General features: G+C 70.3%; 21 protein-coding genes. 6 read left to right on the top strand and 15 right to left on the bottom strand.

The annotated features are described in order from the left end of the window. The first annotated feature begins 14 nt into the window (after positions 1 to 14). A complete protein-coding gene (locus ACFYPC_RS00105) occupies positions 15 to 1,706 on the top strand; it encodes a DUF885 domain-containing protein (RefSeq protein ID WP_388668178.1) in 1,692 nt (563 codons plus the stop codon). Positions 1,707 to 1,804: 98 nt separating this feature from the next. Here the strand turns inward: ACFYPC_RS00105 and ACFYPC_RS00100 are convergent, their stop codons facing one another. Both ACFYPC_RS00100 and ACFYPC_RS00095 read right to left on the bottom strand, forming a co-directional pair. Beyond that, positions 1,805 to 2,320 (bottom strand): immunity 21 family protein, encoded by a 516-nt coding sequence (locus ACFYPC_RS00100; RefSeq protein WP_388668175.1) that lies wholly within the window; start codon positions 2,318 to 2,320, stop codon positions 1,805 to 1,807. A gap of 246 nt (positions 2,321 to 2,566) precedes the next feature. Continuing rightward, complete coding sequence (locus tag ACFYPC_RS00095; RefSeq protein ID WP_388668172.1) at positions 2,567 to 3,097, bottom strand: rhodanese-like domain-containing protein; 531 nt, start codon at positions 3,095 to 3,097, stop codon at positions 2,567 to 2,569. 159 nt (positions 3,098 to 3,256) lie between these two features. Here ACFYPC_RS00095 and ACFYPC_RS00090 point away from each other — a divergent pair, with 159 nt between their 5' ends. Further along, positions 3,257 to 3,703: an Lrp/AsnC family transcriptional regulator gene (locus ACFYPC_RS00090; RefSeq protein WP_385728382.1), complete on the top strand. Its 447-nt coding sequence runs from the start codon at positions 3,257 to 3,259 to the stop codon at positions 3,701 to 3,703. A 100-nt stretch (positions 3,704 to 3,803) separates the two neighbouring features. On the opposite strand, the gene ACFYPC_RS00085 is transcribed toward ACFYPC_RS00090, so the two are convergent. The 5 genes from ACFYPC_RS00085 to ACFYPC_RS00065 form a co-directional block, all read right to left on the bottom strand. Further along, a complete protein-coding gene (locus ACFYPC_RS00085; protein ID WP_388668169.1) occupies positions 3,804 to 6,791 on the bottom strand; it encodes an AAA family ATPase in 2,988 nt (995 codons plus the stop codon). A gap of 196 nt (positions 6,792 to 6,987) precedes the next feature. Beyond that, positions 6,988 to 8,151 (bottom strand): exonuclease SbcCD subunit D, encoded by a 1,164-nt coding sequence (locus ACFYPC_RS00080; RefSeq protein ID WP_388668166.1) that lies wholly within the window; start codon positions 8,149 to 8,151, stop codon positions 6,988 to 6,990. Between the two features lie 94 nt (positions 8,152 to 8,245). After that, positions 8,246 to 8,872: a YigZ family protein gene (locus ACFYPC_RS00075; RefSeq protein WP_388668163.1), complete on the bottom strand. Its 627-nt coding sequence runs from the start codon at positions 8,870 to 8,872 to the stop codon at positions 8,246 to 8,248. Positions 8,873 to 9,022: 150 nt separating this feature from the next. Further along, positions 9,023 to 9,868: an SDR family oxidoreductase gene (locus ACFYPC_RS00070; RefSeq protein WP_388668160.1), complete on the bottom strand. Its 846-nt coding sequence runs from the start codon at positions 9,866 to 9,868 to the stop codon at positions 9,023 to 9,025. After that, positions 9,865 to 10,989: a helix-turn-helix transcriptional regulator gene (locus ACFYPC_RS00065; protein WP_388668157.1), complete on the bottom strand. Its 1,125-nt coding sequence runs from the start codon at positions 10,987 to 10,989 to the stop codon at positions 9,865 to 9,867. Before ACFYPC_RS00065 ends, ACFYPC_RS00070 begins: the two co-directional genes overlap by 4 nt. A 76-nt stretch (positions 10,990 to 11,065) precedes the next feature. On the opposite strand from ACFYPC_RS00065, the gene ACFYPC_RS00060 reads away from it, so the two are divergent. Continuing rightward, positions 11,066 to 11,680, top strand: a complete 615-nt coding sequence (locus ACFYPC_RS00060) for a TIGR03086 family metal-binding protein (protein WP_388668154.1) — start codon at positions 11,066 to 11,068, stop codon at positions 11,678 to 11,680. Between the two features lie 64 nt (positions 11,681 to 11,744). Here ACFYPC_RS00060 and ACFYPC_RS00055 read toward each other — a convergent pair whose 3' ends face one another. From ACFYPC_RS00055 to ACFYPC_RS00035, 5 genes are all read right to left on the bottom strand, one after another. After that, the gene (locus ACFYPC_RS00055) at positions 11,745 to 13,271 is read right to left on the bottom strand and encodes an FAD-binding oxidoreductase (RefSeq protein ID WP_388668151.1); all 1,527 of its coding nucleotides are present in this window, start codon (positions 13,269 to 13,271) and stop codon (positions 11,745 to 11,747) included. Positions 13,272 to 13,447: 176 nt separating this feature from the next. Further along, positions 13,448 to 15,148, bottom strand: coding sequence for an NAD(P)/FAD-dependent oxidoreductase (locus ACFYPC_RS00050; protein WP_388668148.1), 1,701 nt, complete (start codon positions 15,146 to 15,148; stop codon positions 13,448 to 13,450). Between the two features lie 101 nt (positions 15,149 to 15,249). Continuing rightward, a complete protein-coding gene (locus ACFYPC_RS00045; RefSeq protein WP_388668145.1) occupies positions 15,250 to 16,725 on the bottom strand; it encodes an FAD-dependent monooxygenase in 1,476 nt (491 codons plus the stop codon). Between the two features lie 222 nt (positions 16,726 to 16,947). Further along, complete coding sequence (locus tag ACFYPC_RS00040) at positions 16,948 to 17,349, bottom strand: pyridoxamine 5'-phosphate oxidase family protein (protein WP_388668142.1); 402 nt, start codon at positions 17,347 to 17,349, stop codon at positions 16,948 to 16,950. A gap of 14 nt (positions 17,350 to 17,363) precedes the next feature. Beyond that, a complete protein-coding gene (locus ACFYPC_RS00035; protein ID WP_388668139.1) occupies positions 17,364 to 18,848 on the bottom strand; it encodes an MFS transporter in 1,485 nt (494 codons plus the stop codon). 191 nt (positions 18,849 to 19,039) lie between these two features. Between ACFYPC_RS00035 and ACFYPC_RS00030 the strand changes: the two genes are divergently transcribed. Continuing rightward, positions 19,040 to 19,441, top strand: coding sequence for a winged helix-turn-helix transcriptional regulator (locus tag ACFYPC_RS00030; RefSeq protein WP_388669940.1), 402 nt, complete (start codon positions 19,040 to 19,042; stop codon positions 19,439 to 19,441). 59 nt (positions 19,442 to 19,500) lie between these two features. Here the strand turns inward: ACFYPC_RS00030 and ACFYPC_RS00025 are convergent, their stop codons facing one another. The 3 genes from ACFYPC_RS00025 to ACFYPC_RS00015 are packed head-to-tail and all read right to left on the bottom strand — an operon-like array spanning position 19,501 to position 21,858. Then, on the bottom strand, positions 19,501 to 20,037 hold the full coding sequence (locus ACFYPC_RS00025; RefSeq protein ID WP_388668136.1) for a flavin reductase family protein: 537 nt from the start codon (positions 20,035 to 20,037) through the stop codon (positions 19,501 to 19,503). Positions 20,038 to 20,050: 13 nt separating this feature from the next. After that, entirely contained in the window at positions 20,051 to 21,403 is a 1,353-nt protein-coding gene (locus ACFYPC_RS00020) for a cation:proton antiporter (RefSeq protein WP_388668133.1), read from the bottom strand. Beyond that, positions 21,400 to 21,858, bottom strand: coding sequence for a nuclear transport factor 2 family protein (locus ACFYPC_RS00015; protein WP_388668130.1), 459 nt, complete (start codon positions 21,856 to 21,858; stop codon positions 21,400 to 21,402). The genes ACFYPC_RS00020 and ACFYPC_RS00015 overlap by 4 nt, the downstream gene beginning before the upstream one ends. A gap of 225 nt (positions 21,859 to 22,083) precedes the next feature. On the opposite strand from ACFYPC_RS00015, the gene ACFYPC_RS00010 reads away from it, so the two are divergent. Together ACFYPC_RS00010 and ACFYPC_RS00005 are read left to right on the top strand one after the other, a co-directional pair. Continuing rightward, positions 22,084 to 22,773: an antibiotic biosynthesis monooxygenase family protein gene (locus tag ACFYPC_RS00010; RefSeq protein ID WP_388668127.1), complete on the top strand. Its 690-nt coding sequence runs from the start codon at positions 22,084 to 22,086 to the stop codon at positions 22,771 to 22,773. A gap of 388 nt (positions 22,774 to 23,161) precedes the next feature. Continuing rightward, the coding region (locus ACFYPC_RS00005; protein WP_388668124.1) for an aromatase/cyclase at positions 23,162 to 23,662 on the top strand (501 nt) is incomplete at its 3' end.

The following is a 23,662-nucleotide window of genomic DNA, read 5'->3' as shown; positions in this document are numbered from 1 at the left end:
ATGAGGATGTCCGCATGTCAGAGACGAAGAGCCCGCTGCCCCGCGAGGTCGCCGACGCCTATGTCGACGACCTCATCGCCCTCGACCCGGTCACCGGTACGTACCTCGGTGACAAGGCGAGTTCCAGCAAGCTGCCGGATGCCTCGCCCGCGGGTCAGGCCGCCCTCGCCGAGCTGGCGCGCAGAACTCTGGAGCGGCTCGACGAGGCCGAACGGCAGCCGGGCGCAGACAGCGACATCGAGCGCCGCTGCGGCCGTCTGCTGCGCGAGCGGCTCACCGCCGAACTCGCCGTGCACGACGCCGATGACCACCTGCGCCAGGTCGGCAACATGCACACGCCGGCGCACGCGGTGCGCGAGGTATTCACCCTCACGCCCACGGAGACCGACGAGGACTGGGCCGCGATCGCGGAGCGGCTGCGCGCGGTGCCGGGCGCGCTGGACGGCTACCGCGAGTCCCTCGCCCTCGGCCTGGAACGCAAGTTGTACGCGAGCCCGCGCCCGACCGCGACGTTCGTCGAGCAGCTCACCGAATGGTCCGACACGGACGGCCAGGGCCGCGGCTGGTTCGAGGACTTCGTCACGCCCGGTCCCGAAACGCTGCGCGCGGAGCTGGACGCCGCCGCCCGGACCGCGACCGAGGCCCTGGTCGCCCTGCGGGACTGGATGCGTGACGTGTACGCGCCCGCCATCGAGGGCGCGCCGGACACGGTCGGCCGCGAGCGGTACGCCCGCTGGTCGCGCTACTTCAACGGTACGGACCTCGACCTCGACGAGGCCTACGCGTACGGCTGGTCGGAGTACCACCGCCTCCTCGCCGAGATGAAGCGGGAGGCCGAGAAGATCCTGCCCGGCGCCGAGACCCCCTGGGTGGCGCTCGCGCACCTCGACGCGCACGGCACGCACATCGAGGGTGTCGACGAGGTCCAGGCGTGGCTGCAGAACCTGATGGACGAGGCGATCGACAAGCTGGACGGAACACACTTCGAACTCGCCGAGCGGGTACGAAAGGTGGAGTCGCGCATCGCGCCGCCCGGCAGCGCCGCGGCCCCGTACTACACGGCACCGTCGGAGGACTTCTCGCGGCCGGGCCGTACGTGGCTGCCGACGATGGGCCAGACCCGCTTCCCCGTGTACGACCTGGTGTCGACCTGGTACCACGAGGGCGTCCCCGGCCACCACCTCCAGCTCGCGCAGTGGGCCCACGTCGCCGGGGACCTCTCCCGCTATCAGGCCACCGTCGGTGGAGTCAGTGCCAACGCCGAGGGCTGGGCACTGTACGCGGAGCGGCTCATGGACGAGCTCGGCTTCCTCACCGACGCGGAGCAGCGCCTCGGCTACCTCGACGCCCAGATGATGCGCTCGACGCGTGTCATCGTCGACATCGGCATGCACCTGGAACTGGAGATCCCGGCGGACTCGCCCTTCCACCCGGGTGAGCGCTGGACTCCCGAGCTGGCGCAGGAGTTCTTCGGCGCGCACAGCAGCCGTCCGGCCGACTTCGTGGAGAGCGAGCTGACCCGCTACCTGACCATCCCGGGGCAGGCCATCGGCTACAAGCTCGGCGAGCGTGCCTGGCTGCTGGGCCGCGCGAACGCGAAGAAGCGCCACGGCGACGCCTTCGACGCGAAGGCCTGGCACATGGCTGCCCTGTCACAGGGGTCGCTGGGCCTGGACGACCTGGTGGACGAGCTGTCCCAGCTCTGACGGTCGGCGGCGGAGGCCGGGCTCAGCGAGCCCGGCCTGCGCCGTACACCGACAGCCCCTGACAGGTGAGTTCGCACGGCCCCGCCGGTGACGCACGCTCAGGTGGGCAACCGCCGCAGCTGTACGAGGCCCACCCACGTCTCGGGCCCCGGCTCCACGTACGTCGCACGCACCGCGTACCTGCCCGGCTCGAGCCCGACCCTGAGATGGTCCGTGCGCGTCGAGGCGGTCCCGGGCCAGGCCGCGTCGAACAGGACCACCGGACCGGGCACGTTCCAGTGCACGTCCGGCTCCCAGACCGCCGCTTCGAGTGCGGCCGGGACACAGGCGAGCAGCTCCTCCGCGGAGTCGGCTGCGCACCACCGTACGAAGGTGCTGTGCTCGGGGAGGAAGGAGGTCGAGGCGGGCTCGTCCCCGAGGACCAGGGCCCGGGTGTCGCCGACGGGTACGAGGCCGATGAAGCCGTCCACGTCGCACGCCCGGTCGTAGTCGGAGTACATCTCGTCGCCGTCCGCGCCGGACCAGAAGGACAGCACCGTCTCCGGGATCGCTATGAGCGGCCCGCCGCCGGACTCCACCCACTCGACCGCGCCCAAGTCGTCGTTTCTCGCCATGCGCAGAAGCTACACGGCGTGTGGCGGGCGGAAATTCACTGTCCCCTCCCTGTCCGATAAGCCACCCTCGACACCCGCGACCGCCCGAACTCCCTTCCGGCCCCAACGCGTTACGGCGACCGGACGCATCCTCGACGTGGTGCTGCGCGCGGCCCGCCCGGCACGGAGTTCGACACGGCGGACCGCGGCTTCCAGCGGCCGGTGACCGAGGTCGTACGGGACTGAAATCGCCGTACCGTACGGGGCTCAGCAGCCGCAGTCCGCCCCGTCCACCGGTGCTGTCAGCGGGTCCGCGGCGCGGCGCTCGCGCCCCTCCCAGGTCTCGAACTCGAAGCCCTCGCGCGCCCAGTACTCGAAGCCGCCGAGCATCTCCTTGACCTGGAAGCCGAGTTCGGCGAGCGCCAGGGCTGCGCGGGTCGCTCCGTTGCAGCCGGGGCCCCAGCAGTACGTGACGACGGGCACCGACTTGTCCAGGAGCTGCTCGGCCTGCTCGGGGATGAGCGCGGTCGGCAGATGGATCGCCCCCGGGATGTGGCCCTGGTCCCAGGACTCGGTCGAGCGGGAGTCGAGGACGACGAACCCGCTGTCACCGTCACCGTCGCCGTCACCGCCGCCGCCGGCGGCGAGGGCGGCGGCGACATCGGACACGTCGGCGTGGAAGGCGAGGTTCGCGCCGAAGTAGGCGGCAGCCGCGGCCGGGGACGCCGGCGCGACACGTAGAACGGGGTTCACGACGGTAGAGGTGCTGGTCACAGCGGTGTCAGCGGTCACATTCATGGTCTTGCCTTCCCTCCCGGTCCCGCCGAACCGGTGCCGTTCGCGCCGGCCGCGCAGGGCTTCCTGGTCAAAAACCTACGTCCGGCACCGCTTCCCCTGAAGTGGCGATCCACGGCATCACTCTTGATCCGCCGGGGATTTCCCTGCTATCTCTCACACATGACCGCGTATTCCCCGGACGCCACCGACTGGCATATTCTCGATGTCCTCCAGCGTGAGGGCAGGGCCAGTTTCGCCGAGCTGGCCCGTGCCGTCTCCATGTCCGCGAGCGCGGTCACCGAACGGGTCCGCCGACTGGAGGAGGCAGGTGTCATCCAGGGGTACGCGGCCGTCGTCGACCCGGAGAGCCTGGGCCTGCCGATCCTCGCGTTCGTGCGGCTCAGATACCCGAACGGCAACTACAAGCCCTTCCACGACCTGGTCGGGACGACGCCCGAGATCCTGGAGGCCCACCACGTCACGGGCGACGACTGCTTCGTCATCAAGGTCGCGGCGCGCTCCATGAGCCACCTGGAGGAGGTGGCGGGCAAGATCGGCACCCTCGGCTCCGTGACCACGAGTGTCGTCTACTCCTCGCCGCTCCCCCGGCGCCCGCTGGGCCACTGAGCGAACGGGTGCTCCGGGCACCCCCTTGTGCTCCGGCCTGGTCGTCGGTTCGGCTCCCGGCGCCCGGTGACCGGTTCGGCTCAGGCCTGCGGGTGCCGATTCAGTCCTGGTCGCCCCGCTGCCGTACGACCGAACCCGTTCTCCCCTTCACGACCTCCAACTGGGCGTGGATGCGACGCCGCAGGTCGGCGACATGGCTCACGATCCCCACGCTGCGGTCGCGCTCCCGCAGGGAGTCGAGCACGTCGAGGACCTCGTCGAGGGTCTGCTCGTCGAGGCTGCCGAAGCCCTCGTCGATGAAGAGGGTGTCGAGCCGCACGCCGCCGGCCTCGTCGGTGACGACGTCCGCGAGGCCGAGGGCCAGCGCCAGGGAGGCGAAGAACGTCTCGCCCCCGGAAAGCGTCGCCGTGTCCCGCTCACGCCCGGTCCAGGCGTCCACGACATGCAGCCCCAGCCCGCTGCGACCACGCCCGGCACGGTCGTCGGAGTGCACGAGGGTGTAGCGCCCGGAGGACATCCGCAGCAGCCGTACGGTCGCGGCGGCGGCGACCTGTTCCAGGCGGGCGGCGAGGACGTAGGACTCCAGGCGCATCTTGCGCTCGTTGTCCGCCGACGTACCGGCCGCGAGACCGGCCATGCGGGCCACGCGGTCGTACGCCTCCCTCAGCGGCGCCAGGCGGCGTACGGACGCGGTCGCGCGCGTGGACAGCCTGTCGAGCTCGCCGCAGCGCCGGGCGGCCGCGTCCTGCGCGGAGGAGGCCTCCCGCAGCCGGCGGGCGGCGGAATCGGCGGCCTGTTCGGCGGCCGGCAGGTCGGCGGGCGGCTGCTGGGCGGCGGCCATCGTGTCAGCCTCGGCGAGTACGGCCCGTACCGCCGACTCCTCCGACTGCCAGGCATCCAGCCGCCGTTGGAGGTCCCGGTGAGCCGCGTCGTCGAGCAGTGCGTCGGCGGCCGCCCGCGGTGTGTCGAACCCGGCGCGGAAGGCAGCGTCGGCGAGTCGCGCATCGGCGTCCTTGAGCCGTTGAGCGGTGTCCTCGGCGGCGCGCACCGCGTCGGCGGCCTCGGTGAACAGCGCCACCTGTCGCTCCAGCTCCCCGGCCCGCGCGGCAACGCTGCCCGCGGCGCCCCGGGCCTGGTCCAACTCCCCCTCCAGGGAAGCTTTTTCCTGATCGTTCCGGTCGCGGTGCGAGACCCGGGCCGCGGCGCGGAGCGCGGCCTGCTGCTGGGCGGCCACCCGCCGCTCGTGTTCCAGCCTTGCCTGCGCGAGTCGCTCACGCGCGGTGTGCAGCCCCGATGCGGCGGCGCGCGCCTCGGCGTGCTCCCGCTCCAACTCCCCCGCCTGCTCAGCGAGTTGTGCCGTCGGTACGTCGCCCGCCTCCGCGGTCGCCGCGGCCAGCGCCTCCCGGACCACGCCGAGCCGCCGTTCGGCCTCGGTGCGCTGGTCGTCCGCGAACTGATAAGCGGCGAGGGCCTGTTCCTCGGCTTCCCGGCCGACGTGGCCGGCGATCTTCCGTGCGGGCGCCGGGTGTTCGGTGCCGCCGCACACGGCGCAGGGCTCGCCGTCGACGAGACCGGCGGCGAGTTCCGCGGCGATGCCCTGGAGCCGCCGTTCCTTCAGGTCGAGCCAGTGGGCGCGCGTCTCCGTGGCGCGTTCACGGCAGGCGAGGGCCTGCTGCCGGGCGTCGTCCGTGTCGCGGGCGAACTGATCGCGCTGACGGGCCGCGTTGAGCCGGGCCTGCGCGGGGTCGCGCTGCACGGCGAGCTGCTCGGCGCGCGTCGCGGCCCCCTGCGCGGACTCGATACGCTCCTCGAACGCGGTCCGGGTCGCCTCCCAGGTGGCGAGCCAGCTCTCCGCGTCCTGGAGCGCCTCCTCGTCGGCGCGCTCCTGGCGGTCCAATTCGACGCGCTCCGCGGCGAGTTCGGCCAGTCGGCGCTCGGCGCGCCGCGCCGACTCGAGACCGCCCAGCTCCTCGGCGGCCCTGCGCGCGGCGGAGACGAGCCCGGGTGCGCCGGCTCCGGCGAACGTCTCCGGCAGAGCGGCACGCGTGCGTGTCTCCTCGGCGGTCGCGCGCCGGTTCTCGCTCTCGGCACCGGCGCGCAGGTCGAGCGCGGGGGCCACCGCCTCGGCCTTGCGGCCGCGCTCCATCCGCGCCTGGGCCGCGCGATGGGCGTCGGCCCGCTCCTCCAGACGCGCGGCCTGCTCTCGCGCCTGCGCGAACCGGCGCTGCAGCCGGGCCACCTCGCGCACGTCGTCCAGTAGGCGGCCGGCCGCGGCCTGCGCGGATTCGGCGGCCATACGCGCGCTGTGGGCGATGGTGAGCCGTTCACGTGCGGTGCTTCGGGCGACCGCGGCGCAGCCCAGGATGGCGTCGGCGAGACCGGGGTCTCCCGGCGCGAGGGCGGGCAGCTCCATGGCGTCGCCTGCCGCCTGCTGCATGCGGTGTGCGTCGGCGAGCAACGCCGTGTCCCCGTCGCGCACTTCGGCCTCGGCCGCGCGCCGCCGCTCTGCGAGCCGCTTCTCGACCTCGGCGAACCGGTGCGTGTCGAAGAGGCGTCCGAGCAGCTTGCCGCGGGCCTCGGCGTCCGCCCGCAGGAAGCGCGCGAAGTCGCCCTGGGGAAGCAGCACGACCTGGCAGAACTGTTCCCGGCTCATACCGAGCAGCTGGGTGATCTCCTCGCCGATCTCCTGGTGGGAGCGGCTGAGGTCCTTCCAGGAGCCGGCCGAGGCGTCGTACTCGCGCAGCCGGCTCTGGGCCTTCTCGGTCGTCGTGCCCGCGACGCGCTTCTTGGGCCGCTCGAAGGGCGGCTGCCGGGTGATCTCCAAGCGCCTTCCGGCGACGGTGAGTTCGAGGATCACCTCGGTGCGCGTGGTGGGTGCCGCGTGGTCGCTGCGCAGCGAACCGCCCTGTCGGGCGCCCGGCACCGCTCCGTACAGCGCGAAGCAGACCGCGTCGAGCACGGACGTCTTGCCCGCTCCCGTCGGGCCGTGCAGCAGGAAGAGCCCCGCGGCGGACAACTCGTCGAAGTCGACCCGCTGCGAGCCGCCGAAGGGCCCGAACGCCGTGATGTCCAGGCGGTGCAGCCTCATCGGGCGGCTCCCATGGCGGGCCGAGCAAGTGCCGTCTCCCATGGAGGTGCCACATCCAGTGGATGTGCTCCCTCTTGTGGAAGTCCGGTCTCCCGTGGATGTTCCGTCTCCCGTGGAAGTCCGGTCTCCCGTGGATGTTCCGTCTCCCGTGGAAGTCCGGTCTCCCGTGGATGTTCCGTCTCCCGTGAATGTGTCGTCACCGGGCGACCTCCCGTACGGCCTCGTCGGCGCGGACCGCGTCGAACGCGTCCCGCAGCACCGCCTGTTCGCGTGCGTCCGGTCCCGCGCCACGCACATGGGCGACGAAGTCCTCCGCGATCTGCTGCTCGCCGCGGCCCGCCAGACGCCGGGCGTACGAGAGATCCGGGTCCTCCGGCGCCCTGCGCGGTTCGAAGACGAGGCTGAGTGTGTGCGGGAAGCGCTCGGTCAGCCGGGCCATGGGCTCCGCCGGGCGCACCGGGTCGGTGAGGGTCGCCTCGACCCACGCCTCCTCGTGCCTCTCCAGCTCCGGGTCGGCGAGCAGTTCCTCCAGCTCTCCCCGGATGCGGGCGAGCGCCCGGGGGACGGGGCAGTCGATCCGCTCGGCGCCGAGCAGGCCCCCGGGGCCGAGGTCCACGAGCCACATGCTCTTGCGGTGGTCGGTCTCCGAGAAGGAGTACGGCAACGGGGAGCCCGAGTAGCGCACGCGCTCGGTGATGGTCTGGCTGCCGTGCAGATGCCCGAGCGCGGTGTAGTCGACGCCGTCGAAGACCCCGGCGGGCACGGCGGCGACCCCGCCGACCGTGATGTCCCGCTCGCTGTCGCTGGCCTGGCCCCCGGTGACGAAGGCGTGCGCGAGGACGACGGAACGGGTGCCGGGCGCGCGCGTGGCGAGGTCGGCGCGGACCCGGTCCATCGCTGCGGCGAGCACCGCCTCGTGGCCCGCCTTCTCCACCCCGAACTCGTCCTTCACCAGCGCCGGTTCGAGATACGGCAGGCCGTAGAAGGCCACGTCGCCATGCGGGTCGGCGAGCACCACGGGCGTACCGCAGGCCGCGGCCTCGGTCCGCAGATGGATTCCCGCCCGCCCGATGAGCCCGGCGCCGACCCCGAGCCGGCGCGCCGAATCATGGTTCCCGGAGATCATCACCGTCGGCACACCGAGGTCGGCCAGCCGGTGCAGTACGTCATCGAACAGCTCGACCGCGGCCAGCGGCGGCACCGCCCGGTCGTACACATCCCCCGACACGACCACCGCGTCCACGTCGCGCTCGCGCACGGTCGTCACGAGGTGACCGACGAACTCGGACTGGGCGCCGAGCATGTTCACCCGGTGGAACGCCCGGCCCAGATGCCAGTCGGATGTGTGCAGAAGCCTCATGATCCCCGAGACTAACGGGCGGGTCCGACATCACGGGCGGCTACTCCCGTATCGGTCCTGCCGGCAGACACCAGGCAGGCGCCCGACCTCCCGGTCACGCGTCCCCGTACGCCTCGCCGCCGAGTTCCAACCCGGCGGTCCCGGCGGTGACATCGGCCAGCCACGCCCGGAACGGCTCCACCTCCGCGTCCGGCAACCCGATCTCGATCGTTACCGCCTCGCCGTAGCGAACGTCACGCACCTGGCGCCCGGTCGAGCGCAGATCGTTCTGAACCTTGCCGGCCCGCTGATGGTCGACGGTCACCGTGGCCAGCCGGAACCTCCGGCGTGTGAGGGTCCCCAGGGTGTCCAGTGCCTCGCCCACCGAGCCGCCGTACGCCCTGATCAGTCCGCCCGCGCCGAGCTTGACCCCGCCGTAGTAGCGGGTGACGACGGCGACGACGTACCGCATGTCGCGGCGCAGCAGCATCTGGAGCATGGGAACGCCGGCGGTGCCGCCCGGTTCACCGTCGTCGCTCGCCTTCTGGACGGCGGCGTCGGCTCCGATGACGTACGCGAAGCAGTGGTGGCCGGCGTCGGAGTGCTTCTTGCGGATGCCGGCGATGAAGGCCTGGGCCTCACGCTCGGTGGCGGCCGGGGCGAGGGCGCACAGGAAACGAGAGCGGTTGACCTCGGTCTCGTGCACGCCCGCGCGGGCCACTGTGCGGTACTCGTCCTGCATCCCGCCAGCGTATGCGCCTCCACGCGCGCGGGAGGCACACCGGTACCTTCACCGTGCGGTACGGGGCACGCATTCCTCACCCGCGGCCACGACCGAGACCCGCCGCCCCCACGGCCCGCTCGAAACCCGAGCGGGCCCCCGGGGCCCGCTCTACTTGAAGGCAGGCAGGCTGCGCGCCACCCAGGCACTGAAAGGCGCGGCCGGGCGGCCGAGGACCTTCTCGACGTCCGGGCTGACGGTCTGCTCGGCCGGCAGCGGCAGACCCAGGATGTCGAGGGTGCCCTCGACGACGCCCGGCGGCATGAACTGCGACAGGTGCGCGTGAGCGGCTTCACGGGTCAGCTCCACGAACGCGACCTGCTCGCCGAGGACTTCGGCGAGGGCGGCGGTCTGTTCGCGCGGGGTGACCGCGATGGGGCCGGTCAGCTCGTAGGTCTGTCCGGCGTGGCCCTCTTCGCGGAGCGCCACGGCGGCGACCTCCGCGATGTCCGTCGGATCGACGACCGGCAGCGCGACATCACCGAACGGGGCAAGCACCGTGCGGTCGGACCTGACCGAATCGGCCCAGGCGAAAGCGTTGGAGGCGAACCCGCCGGCGCGCAGGATCGTCCACTCCAGCCCGGAGCCACGAACCGCGTCCTCGAACTCGCGCAGCCTGCTGTGGGATACGGAGTCGGGGCGGGTGGCGATGATCTGGGAGGAGAGCAGGACGACCTTGCGTACGCCGGCCTCCTTGGCGACAGTGAGCAGCGCCTCGGGGCTTTCACCCCCGCCGAGCAGTTCTCCGGCGAGCAGCAGGAACAGGGCGTCGGCCCCCTTCAGGGCGCCACGCACGCTTTCGGCCTTGCCCAGGTCGGCCTGGACATGGCGGGCACCCTTCGGCGTGTCCCCGGCGAGCGGGTGCCGCGAGACGGCCGTGACATCTGCGCCCGCCGCGGAGAGAGCGGCGAGCAGCGGACGGCCCACATTGCCGGTGGCTCCGGTGACAACGATCATGAGAAAGCTCCTCTATCAGGGGTTTTACTGGAAGAAAGCCGCTGCCGGGGGCTTCGACGCGGTGCGTGCACGGGGTCCTTCGCCGTGACACCGGCGACGTTAACATCCTCGATATAGTAGGTACCTAGAGGATAGTGACTTTCACTCCTTGGCGCCGACACGGTGGAGCGGTGCGTCCGCCCGTGTACAGCAATGAGTTCATGGCCGAGTCGCGCCAGACGGGCGCGCGCCTCGGGGGGTCCCAGCACCTCGACGCGGGCGCCGAAACCGGCGAGCTGAGCGGTGAGCAACTCGATCGACGGGCCGTCGGCCTCGATGTCATGGCGCCCGTCAGGCCGTAACGACCCGACACGCAGCCGGTCACCGAAGAGCTCCCCGAGGTCGGCGAGCGCACGGGAATCCACCGCGGCGCGCACCCGTACGGCACGCATGCGCCGTTCGTCGTCCTCGGCCAGCGCCCGCCAGGCCGACGCCAGGTCGAAGTCGTCCGGCCTCCGGGCAGGCTGACCGGTGGGGTTCACGGAGGTGACCCAGGTGTGCCGGAAGGAGCGCATCCCTTCCTCGGTGTCGGCCACCAGGAACCAGTTCCCCGCCTTGCACACCATCCCGAGCGGGTCGACCGTCCAGATGCGGTGCGGATCATTCGGCGCCGGGTAGCCGAGGGTGACCCTCTCCTGGTCCAGCACGGCACGCTCCAGGGCGTGGTGGTGCGGCCCGCCGCCTGCTGCCAGCGCGGCATGCGACCGGTCCAGGCCGTCCACGACGAGCGCCTTGGACGCGGCCTCGGCGTGCGGACGCATCGGCGCCGGGACCGCCTGCACCAACTTCCGCAGTGCTACCCGGAGTTCGGGAGAGGCGGACAGCGGCCCCGCGGCCAGGAACAAGGCCCCGATCTCCCGCTGGGTGAAACCGGTCAGATCCGTACGCGCCCCGCCCACCAGGCTCCAGCCGCCGCCGCGTCCGCGCTGCGAGTACACCGGGACACCCGCGACGGCCAGTGCCTCCAGATCGCGCCGTGCCGTGCGTTCGGAGACTTCGAGTTCGGCGGCCAGCTGCCGCGCGGTCACATGTCCCCGCGCCTGGAGGAAGAGCAGCGTGGCGACCAGACGATCAGCCTTCATGGTGTGCGTCGGCCCTTTCGGAGAGGCCCTTCCAAAGAGGCCATGAGGTGGCCTGTTTCGCCGGGAAGATGGAGACATGAAAGAGACCGTGAGCGAATCCGGCAGTCCTGCCGCCCGCCCGTCCACCGACCCGCGTGGCGGCCTGTTCAAGGCGGTCGCGCTGGCGCCGAGCGTCCTCGCCGGCATCCGCCCCGACCAGTACGACAACGCCACACCCTGTCCGGACTACTCGGTCCGGGACCTCGCCAACCACATCGTTTCCGTGCTGCGGCGCGTCGCCGTGCTCGGTGCCGGCGGATCCTTCATGAGCGTTCCGCACTTCGCCGACGACATCGCCGACGGTGGATGGGCCGCTGCGTGGACGGAGTCGGCCAAGGAGTTCGACGCCGTCTGGTCCGACCCGCAGATCCTGGGCCGGAACATCGCGCTGCCGTGGGGTCCGGTCCCGGGCGCGGTCGCGTCGGTGATCTACACCAACGAGTTCGTGCTGCACCTGTGGGACATCGCCAAGGCGACCGGCCAGAGCCCGCAGTGGGACCCGGAGATGCTCGCCGCGCCGCTGGCGAACATGCGGCGCGCCGTACCGGCCGAACCGCGCGGTGGCCAGGTGCCGTTCGGTCCCGTGGTGGAGGTTCATGAGGAGGCTCCCGCCATCGACAGGCTGGTGGGCTGGTACGGGCGTCGCCCCTGACACGCCGTCAACAGGGGGCCGCCGTCACCGACGGCGGCCCCCTCCGTGCTGTCCGGGGCGGGGGTCAGGCGGTGGAGCCGATGCCCTGTGCGAAGGAGAAGAACCGGCCGGGGTCGTACACCTTCTTGACCGTGGCCAGCCGGGAGTAGTTCTCGGCGTAGTAGGACTGCTTCCAGTCCGTCAGCTCGGGGTCCATCCAGTTCTGGTACGTCTCTCCGTTGGACAGCGGGTCAATGACGGCGAACCCGTTGTCGATCCACCGGGTGGCGACGTCCCGCGAGGCGGCCGTGTTGTGCGCCGGGTCGTTGATCAGGACCCGGTAGTTCACCGAGAACAACGAGTCGCGGTGGACGTACGCCGTGGCGGTACGGGCCGGGTCGTTCGCCGCTCCCCCGAAGAAGTGCAGGTCGAGGTAGCGGGCCTGCCCGGCGGCGCGGTCGGCGTCGAAAGCGGTCATCACGTCGGCCCAGCCGCTGTGGCTGTAAGGAGTGGTCCCCAGCCGGGTGCGCTCCAGCCCGAACTCGGGGCGCGCCAGCACCCCGGAGGGGGTCTTGTCCGCGCGCCTGCACTCGTCCTCGGTGAGCGTGCCGCATCCGAAGATCAGCGTCATGAGCTGCCGGTACGTCATCACCGCGTCCTGGCGGGCCAGTGGAGCTCCCGTCATGGATATCAACCGGGCCGCCTCCGCGGTCAGTTCGGCCGGGGTACCGCGGGAGGCCAGCATGACGTTGACGTTCGGCACCGAACCGGGAGCGGCGTCGGGCTGCACCACGTATCCGCCGCCGCCGATGGTGCGGGGCGCGTCCACGAGCCAGCGGGTGGTGGCGTCCAGCACGTCCGCCGCGCGGTCGTAGGGGAAGATCAGGTTGGTCATGGCCATCTGGTCGCCGCTGTGCGGGGTGACCGTGAAGCGGGTGACGACGCCGAAGTTGCCGCCACCGCCGCCGCGTATCGCCCAGAACAGGTCCTGGTGCGAGGTGGGCGACGCGACGACGATCCGGCCGTCGGCGAGCACCACCTGGGCCGAGGTGACGGCGTCGCTGGCCATCCCCAACGGCCGGGTCAGGAAGCCGAAGCCGCCGCCCTGGAGGAAGCCGCCGGCCGCGACGGTCGGGCAGCCCCCCTCGCTGACCACGAGTCCGTGCGGAGCCAGCTTGTTGAGGATGTCCACGTTCATGGCGCCGGGGCCGATGTCCACGGAGCCGTTGCCGACGGACACGCCGTTCAGACCGGACACGTCGATGACCAGGCCCGGGCCGGTCGAGTAGCCGCCGAAGCTGTGGCCTCCGCTGCGGATCGCGGACGGCACACCGTTGTCCTGTGCGAAGCGCAGCGCGAGCGAGACGTCGGAGGCGTCGGTGCAGTAGGCGACGGCCTTGGGGTTGACCGCGTCGAACTGGCCCAGTTCGAGCTGCTTGGCCACGCCGTACGAGGGGTCGTCCGGCAGCACGATCCGGCCCTTGAAGCTGCCGGTGAGCTGGGGCCACGCGCTGCGGCTCGCCGCGGTGGCGGTGGAAACGGAGGTGGCGGGCAGGGCGGCCAGGCCGGCCGCGGCCGTACCCGCACCGAGAATTGCTCTACGAGTGATCACGGATGTCCCAGTGGTTGACGCGGTTACGTGGTGAATCCACGGCCTGCGGGCGGAGACGTAACGGTGGTCTGCGAGGTCCCGGCGGACAGGCCGTGGCGGAGATCGGCGCCGGCGGCCGATCCCGCCGGGGGGGGGGAGGCGGAAGGGCAGCCGGCGCCGGGCATGAGAGGGGCTGCTCAGGAGACCTTGCGTCCGCGCGCGGCGTTCTTGACCACGCCCTTGAGCATGGAACGGCCCAAGTCGCGCATCTCCTTGGGGCCCTGGGTGCTGGCCCACCACATGAACTTCATCATCGTGGGGGTCGTGGCCCGGAAGAACCGGAGGTCCTCGGGGCCCTTCCAGCCGAAGGGCGTGTTGACGGACTCGCAGTCCCGGATCGCCTCGAACACGATGTCGGCGGCCTTGTCCCCGTCGATCTCACCGGCCTCGAACCGCTCGCACGTCTCCACCGTGGTGTCGAAGAGGACCTTGAAGGCGGGGCTGTCCGGCCACCACAGGCCCGTGTAGGGCGAGTTCTCCATCTCCTTGAAGTGACGGTCGTCGCCGTCCAGGGAGAAGTTCTGCCGGGCCTGGATCTGCCGCATGGTCGCCGGAGTGGTGAAGCAGGCCCACACGCGGAAGACCGCGTTCCAGAGGCGGAAGTGGCTGAAGGCGATGTAGGAGCTGTTGACGATGTTGTCGTTGTACTCCAGCAGGCCCTGCTCCAGCTTCTCGACGTAGGCGAAGCGCTCCACCGAGAAGTCGTCCTCCTTCAGCGCGTCCAGGACCCGCCAGGCCAGCGCGTCCACGACCTCGAAGGTGTTGGACAGACCGCGGGAGTACAGCGGGTCGACGAAGCCCGCCGCGTGCGACATCAGGCACCAGCGGTCGCCCACCGTCTGCCGGGAGGAGTACTGGATACGGTCGGTGGAGACCCACTCGCGTACCCGCTTGGCGCCGTCGAACTGGCGCTTCACCGCCGGGTACATGTCGAGGTAGTGGTTGAACTCCTCGTCCGGTGTCATGTCCTGCGGCTTGGGGTACAGCCGCTCGTCGAAGGTGAGACCGACACTGCAGACCGGGTTCTTGGAGTCCTTGTAGTTGTCGAACGGGATGATCCAGAACCAGCCGCGTTCGATGAGGTGGTGCAGGGTTCCCCCGTGGAAGGGCGACTCGGCCGGCGGCCGCAGCGCCTCGGGGTAGTTGCACACGTCGTCGTACGGCTTGATGCCGACGTAGTGCGTGAACAGCGAGCGCGCGTGGTGCTTGAGCCGTGACGGCTGCTCGCGCAGGTCGAACTTCTCGGCGAGCGGGGAGCGGAACCCGCTAGCGTCGATCACGTACTTCGCCCGGAACACCTCGCCGTTCTGACCGGTGACGGTGACACCGTCGTCGTCGAAGTCCAGCGAGGTGGCACGCCAGTTCTGCCGGAGCGTACAGCCGTACTTCGCGGCGACGTTCAGGTAGTACGAGTCCGTGTCCTGCCGGAAGAGATGGATCGCCTCCGTCAGCATCTTGGGTATCACGAACATCGTGGCTTCGTGGGGGTCGGGTTCCTTGTTCTTCGGCTGCGACACGAAACCGAAGCTCTGCTTACGGCCGTGGTGCGGGCCCATGTGCTCGGTGATCGCCTTGATGTCGAGCAGGTGCTTGATCTCGGGAACGTCGTAGCGCACGGCGAGTATGTGCAGCCACTCGACGAGTTGCGGGTTCTGGGACTCACCGACGGCGAACCGGGGATGCTGACCGGCGTCGATGAGAGCAACGTTCGCCCCCTGGCGAGCCAGGATCGCGCCGGTGATCGACCCGGCAAGGCCCGATCCCAGGATCAGGACGTCGCACTCGTTCCACTGTTCGGCCTTGGGGGCCGCTTCCGTTGCCTCAGCCTTGGTGGGCAAGACCGCACTCCTCTTCCTGGGTTCCTGGGGTCCTTGGGCTCTGGGGTTCTGGAGTTCCTGGGGTGACGCGGCGCCCGACCGGATGCCGGCCGGGCGCCGCGTCAGGCCTCCTGGCGCGGGCTGCCGAACCAGTCGGTCAGTGCCTGTCCGAGGCCTTCGCAGGAGCCGTCGACGCCGACCCAGGCGACATATCCGTCGGGGCGGACCAGCAGGCTCGCCGCGGGGGCGCCGCTGTCGGGGCGGCTGGCGGTGACGACGTCGACACGGTCCGTCCATGCGGCGGCCACGGTGCGCAGTTCGGCACTGTCCTTCACGTCGATCAGGACCGGCCGGCCGTGGTGGAGCAGCTCGTACGTGCTCGACTTCTCGCCGCCGACGAGCAGCTCCTGGTCGGGCAGCCGGTGGCCGAGCAGCGGGTGATCGCCCGGTGCGGCGCCGTAGGTGATGTCGAGGCCGGTGACCACGCCGACGAGGTGGCGTCCCACGTCCTCGATCCGGGTCAGCTCGGTGAAGATGTCGCGCAGCGGCTGCATCTCGGGCCCGCCGAGGTAGAGCGAGCGCTGGACCAGGGTGTTGGCGACGACGCGGGCGCCGACGGGGTGCCGCTCGGCGTGGTAGGTGTCGAGCAGGCCCTCGGGCGCGTGGCCCTTGACCGCGGCGGCGAGCTTCCAGCCGAGGTTGACCACGTCGCCGACGCCCGCGCTGATGCCCTGGGCGCCGATGGGCAGGTGGATGTGGGCGGCGTCGCCCGCGAGGAAGACACGGCCCTTGCGGTACTGGGCGGCCTGACGGCTGGCGTCCGTGAAGTAGCTCGTCCAGATCACGTTGGCGCCGCTGATGTCCTCGCCGGTCACCCGCTCGAAGGACGCGGCGACCTCCGGGAAGGTGGGCGGCTCCTGCGTGGGCCGGACACCGGCGCCGCGCTCGAAGACCACGACGCGGGTGGCGTGCGGGCCGAGCGGCAGGACGACGACCATGCCGGACTCGCCGACCTCGCCGGTCGGGCGGATCCGCAGCGGGATGCCCGTCACGTCGGCCATCTTCATCTCGATGGTGGCGTTCGTGCCCGGGAAGTCGATGCCGGCCAGGCGGCGGACCACGCTGCGGGCTCCGTCACATCCCACCAGGTAGGAGGCGCGCAGGAGTTGGGGGCCCTCGGGTCCCGTGACCTCGACCTCGACACCGTCGCCGGTGTCCGTCAGGCCGACGACCTCGTGACCCCGGCGTATCTCGGCGCCGAGTCCCACGGCCCACTTGAAGAGAATTCCTTCGGTGCGGGACTGCGGAACGCCGCGGACTCCGAAATTTCCGCCCTCAATGATGGTGTAGTCGAGGGGAATTCCGCCGAAGTGGCCTCCGGGAATGGTCTCCAGTTCGCCGAATTCCGCGAGGAGGCCGCGCTGTCCGAACTCCTCGATTGTCCGGGCGGAGAATCCAAGGGCTCGCGACTGCTGCATCGGCTCCGTGAGACGTTCGAGCACGATGACGGAGAGCCCGGAAAGTCGCAGCTCCCCCGCGAGCATGAGTCCCGAAGGGCCGGCTCCGGCAATGATCACATCGGCATTCAAGGTGTCCATCTTCCCTCTCCCGCTGGCGTTTTCTTCAGTATTCCGAGTGGGCCGGGCAAGCTGAATGGGATCGAATACAGGACTCTGACAAGTTCGTCAGATCTCCGGCGCCTGTGTCAGGCGCGCGGCGTGCGATGTAAGCGCGGTCCCTTCAGGGGAAGCGAGAGGGTGCCAGAAGCGCGTGCTCCTGGCACCCTCTCGTGGTGCGTTCCTTCGCCGGTGCGGCCGGTCTCAGCCGCCGAGCACCCGGTCGACCCGGATCTCGACGACCGCCAGGTGCGGCGGCTGCGGCGGTGGGCTCCGGTACCGCTTGGTGTAGCGGCGGATGCCCTCCATGACCCGGTCGGGGTCGGTGGAGATCGTGGCCGCCCCTTCCAGGGTGATCCAGCGCCAGCCGGCCGACTGGCAGACCGACACCCGACTTCCCGGGGCGACCAGCAAATTCCTGGCCTTGCGCCGCGTCATCGTGGTCATGACGCGGGCCAGTCCGCTCTCGCTCTCCCAGGTGAAGCGGACGGGCGCCGTGTGCGGACTGCCGTCGGGGCGCAGCGTGGTGAAGGTGCAGATGTGGTTCTCGGCCAGGAACGCCTCGGCCTCGGCGGACAGGACGGTCAGTCGGGGTGATGGTGGCACCGGGCGCTCCCTTCTCAGGCAACCGGCGTGGTGACCGCGTCCTTGGCCTTGGTCAGCGGCAGGAGGACCAGGGTGATCAGCAGACCCAGTGCCGCGAAGGCGGCGCTGATGAGGAACGCGTCGTGGAAGACCGTGGTCCGGGCTTCCTTGACCAGGGCGGGCACACCGTTGCTCTCAGCCTCCAGCTCAGCGACCCGGCGGAAGGCGTAGGTGGCGGCGACGGCGAGGCCGAGGGCGCCACCGATCTCCTGGGAGGTGTTGATGAGGCCTGCGGCGAGACCCGACTCGTGCTCCTCGGAGCCCGCGAAGGCGGAGATCTGCAGCGGTACGAAGGAGAAGCCCAGGCCCAGACCGCAGATGACGAACGCCGGCAGCAGGTCGACGAGGTACGAGGCGTCGGACGGCGCGCGCCACAGCAGCAGCATGCCGGTGGTGAGGAGGGCCAGGCCGACCAGCAGGACGGGCTTCGCGGCGACCTTGGTGACGATCTGGGAGGCGACGCCGGCGCCCACCGCCGTGGTCAGGGCGAGCGGGACGTACGCGAGGCCGGTGGAGACGGCCGACCAGTCCAGGACCTGCTGCATGAAGAGGCTGGCGAAGAAGAACAGGCTGACGCAGGTGCCGAGCAGCAGGATCGCGATGATGTTCGCGGCCCGCAGGGACTTGCGGCGGAAGATGCGGAGAGGCATCAGAGGCTCCGCGACCCGGCGTTCGATGAGCAGGAAGCCGATCAGCAGGGCCGCGGCGAGGGCGAATCCGCCGTAGATGCGGCCCATGGGGACGTCGGAGTCGTCGACGGTCTGGCCGAGGGTGAAGATGAGCAGGATCAGGCCGGCGGTGAGGACGACGGCGCCGGCGACGTCGAAGCTGCGGGTGCGCTCGGCGGCCCGGCTCTCACCGACGATCTTCGGGGCGACCAGGGCACCGATGATTCCGATCGGCACGTTGATGAAGAAGATCCAGCGCCAGCCGGGGCCGTCGGTGAGCAGTCCGCCGAGGGTGACACCGACGACGGCGGCGACACCGCTGAGCGCGCCCCAGGCACCGAGCGCCTTGTTGCGCTCCGCGCCTTCCTCGAAGTTGTTGGTCAGCAGGCTGAGTGCCGCGGTGGCGATGAAGGCGGCGCCAAGGCCCTGTGCGGCGCGAGCACCGATCAGCGTGGCCGAGCTCTGCGCGAAGCCGGCGAACAGCGAGGACAGGGCGAAGAGGATCAGCCCGGTCTGGAGCATCCGGCGGCGGCCCAGTGTGTCGGCGAGGCGGCCGGCCAGCAGCAGGAAGCCGCCCAGGAGCATGCCGTAGGTGGTGACGACGTACTGAAGTGCCGTCTGGGAGATGTTGAGTTCGTCCTCGATGGTCGGCAACGCGACGTTGACGATCGACACGTCGAGGAAGGTCATGAAGCCGGCCACGCAGAGAAAGGCCAGGATGAGCCCTGGGCGGTGCGCGGGCCCTACGGCCGTATTCGCGGGGGAGACTCGCGACGAATCTTGGACAGACATGCCACTCCTCGGAGCACAGAACGGATTCAAGAGGGGACGGGAGCACGGGACGAGCGGGAGCTGTGACGCAGACGTCCGCCTCGTTGTGGGGGGCGTTCTTCCGCGGCTTCCAGGAAGCTAGCATCGCCGGTATAGTAGGTACCTAGAGGAAAGTGACTCGCTGGAGGGTTCGCATGAAGAGCAGCACCGCCATGTCGGGTACGACAGTCAGCGCCACGGGAGACGTGACCTCGGAACAGGCCTGTCCCGTCGCGCCCGTGGTGGACCTCGTCTTCAGCAGGTGGACGACGCCGATCCTGTGGACGCTCAACGCCTTCGGACGCCAGCGCTTCGTGGTGCTGCAGCGCACCATCGGCACGATCACCCCGAAGGTGCTCACCCAGCGCCTGCGGCAGCTCGAACGGGACGGACTCGTGGTGCGGACCTACCACCCCGAGGTGCCCCCCAGGGTGGAGTACGAGATCAGCGACCTCGGGCGCAGCCTGGCGCCGCTCTTCGCCCACCTCACGGACTGGTCCATGGAGAACCTGCCCAAGGTGGAGCAGGCGCGGGTGGAGTTCGACCGGGCGGAGGAGGCGTCCACCGGACGCTGAGCGGCAGCCCGGGCAGTGACGGCTCCTCGTGGCTCCACGGTGCGCGCGGACGGCGTGACTCAGTGCGGCGGGCGGGTGATCTCGCGGTCTAGTTCGCGCATGGAGCCCCGGTAGAAGACCAGCGGGTCCTGTCCCTCGGCCGACGAACCCAGTTCGACGACCTCGCCCAGCAGGATGGTGTGGTCGCCGCCGTCGTAACCGGCCATCAGCCGGCAGTCCAAGAACGCCAACGCCTCGCTGAGCACCGGCAGTCCGGCCTCCGAGCGGTGGTGCGGCAGGTCCTCCACGCGCGCCGAGTCGCGGCGGGCGAAGGCGTGCGCGACCCCGCGCTGCTGCTGGGTCAGGACGTTGACGACGAAGCCGCCGGACTCCTGGATCACGGGCAGCAGACGGGAGTCGCGGTGCAGGCAGATGAGCACCAGCGGCGGCTCCAGGGAGACCGAGGAGAAGGAATTCACCGTGGTTCCGGCGGTGTTGGCACCGGTGCCCGAGGTGATGACGGTGACACCGGTGGCGAACTTGCCGCACACGTCACGCAGCGCGCGGCCGTCGACGGGGGCGAGGTTCTCGGTGGTGGCTGAGGAAACGGGTATCACGACAGGCCCTCTCTCAGGTCCGTGGGGTGATGTAGTCCCCGGCGGTGTCGGACGCGCGCGGCGCGTCCGGGTCCTCCGGTGACTTCGCGGTCTCGTACGGTGGGGCCACGGCAGATGGACGCCGGCGCACCGACAGCAGGGGGCCCGCCATCGCCGTCGTGACCAGCGCCATGAGCACCAGCATCGTGAACATGCTCTCGTCCAGGACGCCCAGGCTGACAGCCGCGTTGAGGATGATCAGTTCGGTGAGGCCGCGGGTGTTCATGAGCAGGCCCAGATCCCTGGAGTCGCGCCATGACAGGCCCGCGATCCGGGCCGGGACGATCGCGCCGATCAGTTTGCCCAGGCAGGCGCACGTGATGATCAGAACGAGAGCGATGTAGTCGCCGCCGGTCAGGGAACCGAGGTTCACACCGAGGCCGGTGACGATGAAGAACACGGGCAGCAGGACCACGCTCACGTTGTCCATCGGCTTGCGCAGGTGCTCGGCCAGGACACGGGTGGGTTCGCGTGGCATCACGAAGCCGAACAGGAACGCGCCGAAGATCGCGTGGATGCCGATGAAGGTGGTCAGCACCGACGATCCCAACGCTCCGGCGCACAGCACCGCGAGCAGCGCCGACCAGCGTTCCGCGGCGGCCCACCGCCACACGAGGCGGGCGACCAGTGGCCTTACGACCAGGAGCATCCCGGCGACGTAGACGACGCTGAGCAGGCCGATCCGGGCCAGGGCCGAGTAGTCGCCGTCCGAGGCCACCAGGGCCGAGACATAGGCGAGCAGACACCAGGCGAGCAGGTCGTCGATGGCCGCGCTCGCGAGCGCCAGCGAGCCCACCCGGGTTCCCATCATCCGGTTCTCGGTGAGGATGCGGGCCAGCACCGGAAACGCGGTGACGGACATGGCGGTACCCAGGAAAGTGGCGAAGGCGATGAACGAGATCTCCTGCCCGGCCACGGTGGCGTGGTCGGGGTACAGGACGGGGGCCAGAGCCACACCGAAACCGAAGGCCACGGCGATGGACGACATCGAGACGCCGGCGGCGAGGCGGGCGTGCGGACGGATCAGTCGCTTCTCGAACTCCCAGCCGACCACGAACATGAAGAGCACCAGGCCGACTTGGGCGACCGAGGACAGCAACGGCCGTATCTGCGCGGGGAAGAGGTACTCGGTCGGGTTGCCGGGGAGCAGTCCGAGAGCGCTGGGACCAAGGAGGATGCCGGCTGTGATCTCGCCGACCACGGCGGGCTGGCGCAGTCGTTGGGCGAGCCTGCCGAGAGCGGCGCCGGCCAGCAGCACGATCCCGATCGCGAGCATCAACCTCGCCAGCGTCGACTCCGTGATGGCCGCTGCCGCCAGGGTGTTCACCGCGACGCCTTCGGCGCGGCGGGGGTGCCTTCGGTCCACAGCACACGGAACGACAGTGACGCCAGCCGCCAGCCGTCGTCCGTCCGCACGGCCTCGCCCGTCGCCAGGGTGCCCGCGGTGAACAGCGGTCGGCCGGTGCCACCGGGGTGGTGGACGTGTGTCGAGACGAGGTTGGCGCGCAGCCTGGCGCGCCCGCGGCCGTCCTCGCCCTCGATCTGGCGGTCCACCACGGCCGGCGAACCCAGGTGCTGGGTGGCCGCGAAGGCCGCCAGCGACTCACGGTGGTAGGCGGCGAGGCCGTCGAGGCCCTTGTGGCCGCTCATGGGGAACTCGACCCGGGCATCGCGCGTGAACAGGCGCGACGCCCACGCGTCGTTGAGTTCCTCGTCGTCGAGACCGATCAGATACCGGTCCAGCAGGGCACGTATCTCATCTGTTTCCTCGGCTGGATGCATTACCCGAGCATGTGGGCCATTCCAATGGGAGACCAAGGTCGTTTTCACAGACCTGACGTAGTTGAGGAAGATCTTAAGGCGCCTCCGAAAACTTGACAGAATTGCGCAGGATCCTGACGGATACCACCTTTCGCTGCCAGCATTCCTCTTGCCATGCTGAATCGGGAACACCGGCCCAGCGGATATGGCCGTTCGTGCACATTTCCTCGAATGGAAGAGACGAGAATGCCGAAGATTGCAGCCGACGGTCAGCACCTGACTGTTCTCAACCTGTTCTCGACCGACGCTTCGGAGAAGCAGGTCAAGCTCCTCGACGCGATGCGCGAGATCGTCGACTCCGCGGCCTACGAGGGTTGGATCTCCAGCACCGTCCACGCCGGCGTGGACAAGCCGGGAACCGCCAACTTCATCCAGTGGCGCAGCACGGAGGACCTCGAAGCACGCTATGCGGGCGAGGAGTTCAAGCACCGCACCCTGCCGCTCTTCGGTGAGATCACGACCTCGATCCGGCTGCTCCAGAACGAGATCGTCTTCACCCAGGCGAAGCCGGAGCTGGGTGGCACGGAGATCTCCCCGGACCGTGACGACTACACGGTGATCGAGCTGTTCGGTGTCGCGGAGGAGGGCCAGGAGGACCTCGTCGACGCGCTCGGCGCGTCTCAGGAGTGGCTCCTGGATGTGCCCGGCTACCGCACCCACACCGTGCTGCGTGGTCTGCGGGCCCGCGGTATCGAGGGCAAGTTCGTCGTCAACTACGCGCAGTGGGACAGCAAGGAGGCGTACGACGCGTTCCAAGCCACGCCCGAGGCGGACCGCGCGCCGGCGCGTCAGAAGGTCGATGCCCGCGTAGCCGCGCTGTCGACCTGGCAGGACTCGAACACCTACCGCGTGGTGCACACGCGCGCCGCCGGTTAGGACCTGGTCAAGACCCGGCCCGGCCGCGGTTCGCGGCCGCCGCCGGGCCTGAGCCGGGCCGTCGTAGGTCGCTGTCCCTCGGCAGAGCCCATGACGGCTCCCCCACGGATTGCCGCTGCCGGATCGCCCACCCGGCAGCGGCAATTCCCTTTTGGACGGTGCCCCAGGTTCTCCCTGTGCCCCGGTGCTCCGGTGCTCCGGTGCTCCGGTGCTCCGGTGCCCCGATGCCGTCGGCACGTCCGCCGTCCCGTCCGCGGACGGCACCCCACACGTTTCACGCGGGCACCGCGGTCGTCCGGTTCCTCTCGTCGGTGCCCGGCCACGGCCACCCGCGGTGGACCCGGCGCCCGTGAATCCCGCGCCGTTCAAGGACGAGGAGTCCCCCAGCATGACTGAAGCGGGAGTACGCCGCACGGCGCACGAGATCACCGTCGCGGCCCCGGCCGCCATCGTTTATCGGTTGATCGCCGAGACGGACAATTGGCCCCAGATATTTCCCGCGACCGTGCATGTCGCACACGAGGACAGCCCACCCGGTGAGCAGCGACTGCGTGTCTGGGACACCCTCCACGGTGACCTGCGGTCCTGGGGGCTGCGCCGCATCGTCCAGGAGGCCGAACTGCGGGTCAACTTCGAGTTCCTCGCCACCGAACCGCCCGTCGCCGCCCTGGGTGGGGCGTGGGTCGTCGAGCCGTTGGAGGACGGCGCCTCACGCGTCCGGCTGCTCCAGGAGTTCCGCGTCGCCGGTGACGATCCGGCGGAGCTGGACCGGGTCGGGGAACAGGTCGACCGTGACAGTCGTGCGGAGTTGGCGGCGTTGAAGGAGAACGTGGAGTTCGCCCACGCCGCCGAAGCCATCACCTTCTCCTTCGAGGACTCCGTCATCATC

The sequence above is a fragment of the Streptomyces sp. NPDC005808 genome (genome assembly GCF_042871385.1).
In the GTDB taxonomy this organism is placed as follows: domain Bacteria; phylum Actinomycetota; class Actinomycetes; order Streptomycetales; family Streptomycetaceae; genus Streptomyces.
The sequence above is the reverse complement of the archived record's forward strand: the minus strand, read 5'-3'. Positions and strand labels throughout refer to the sequence as shown.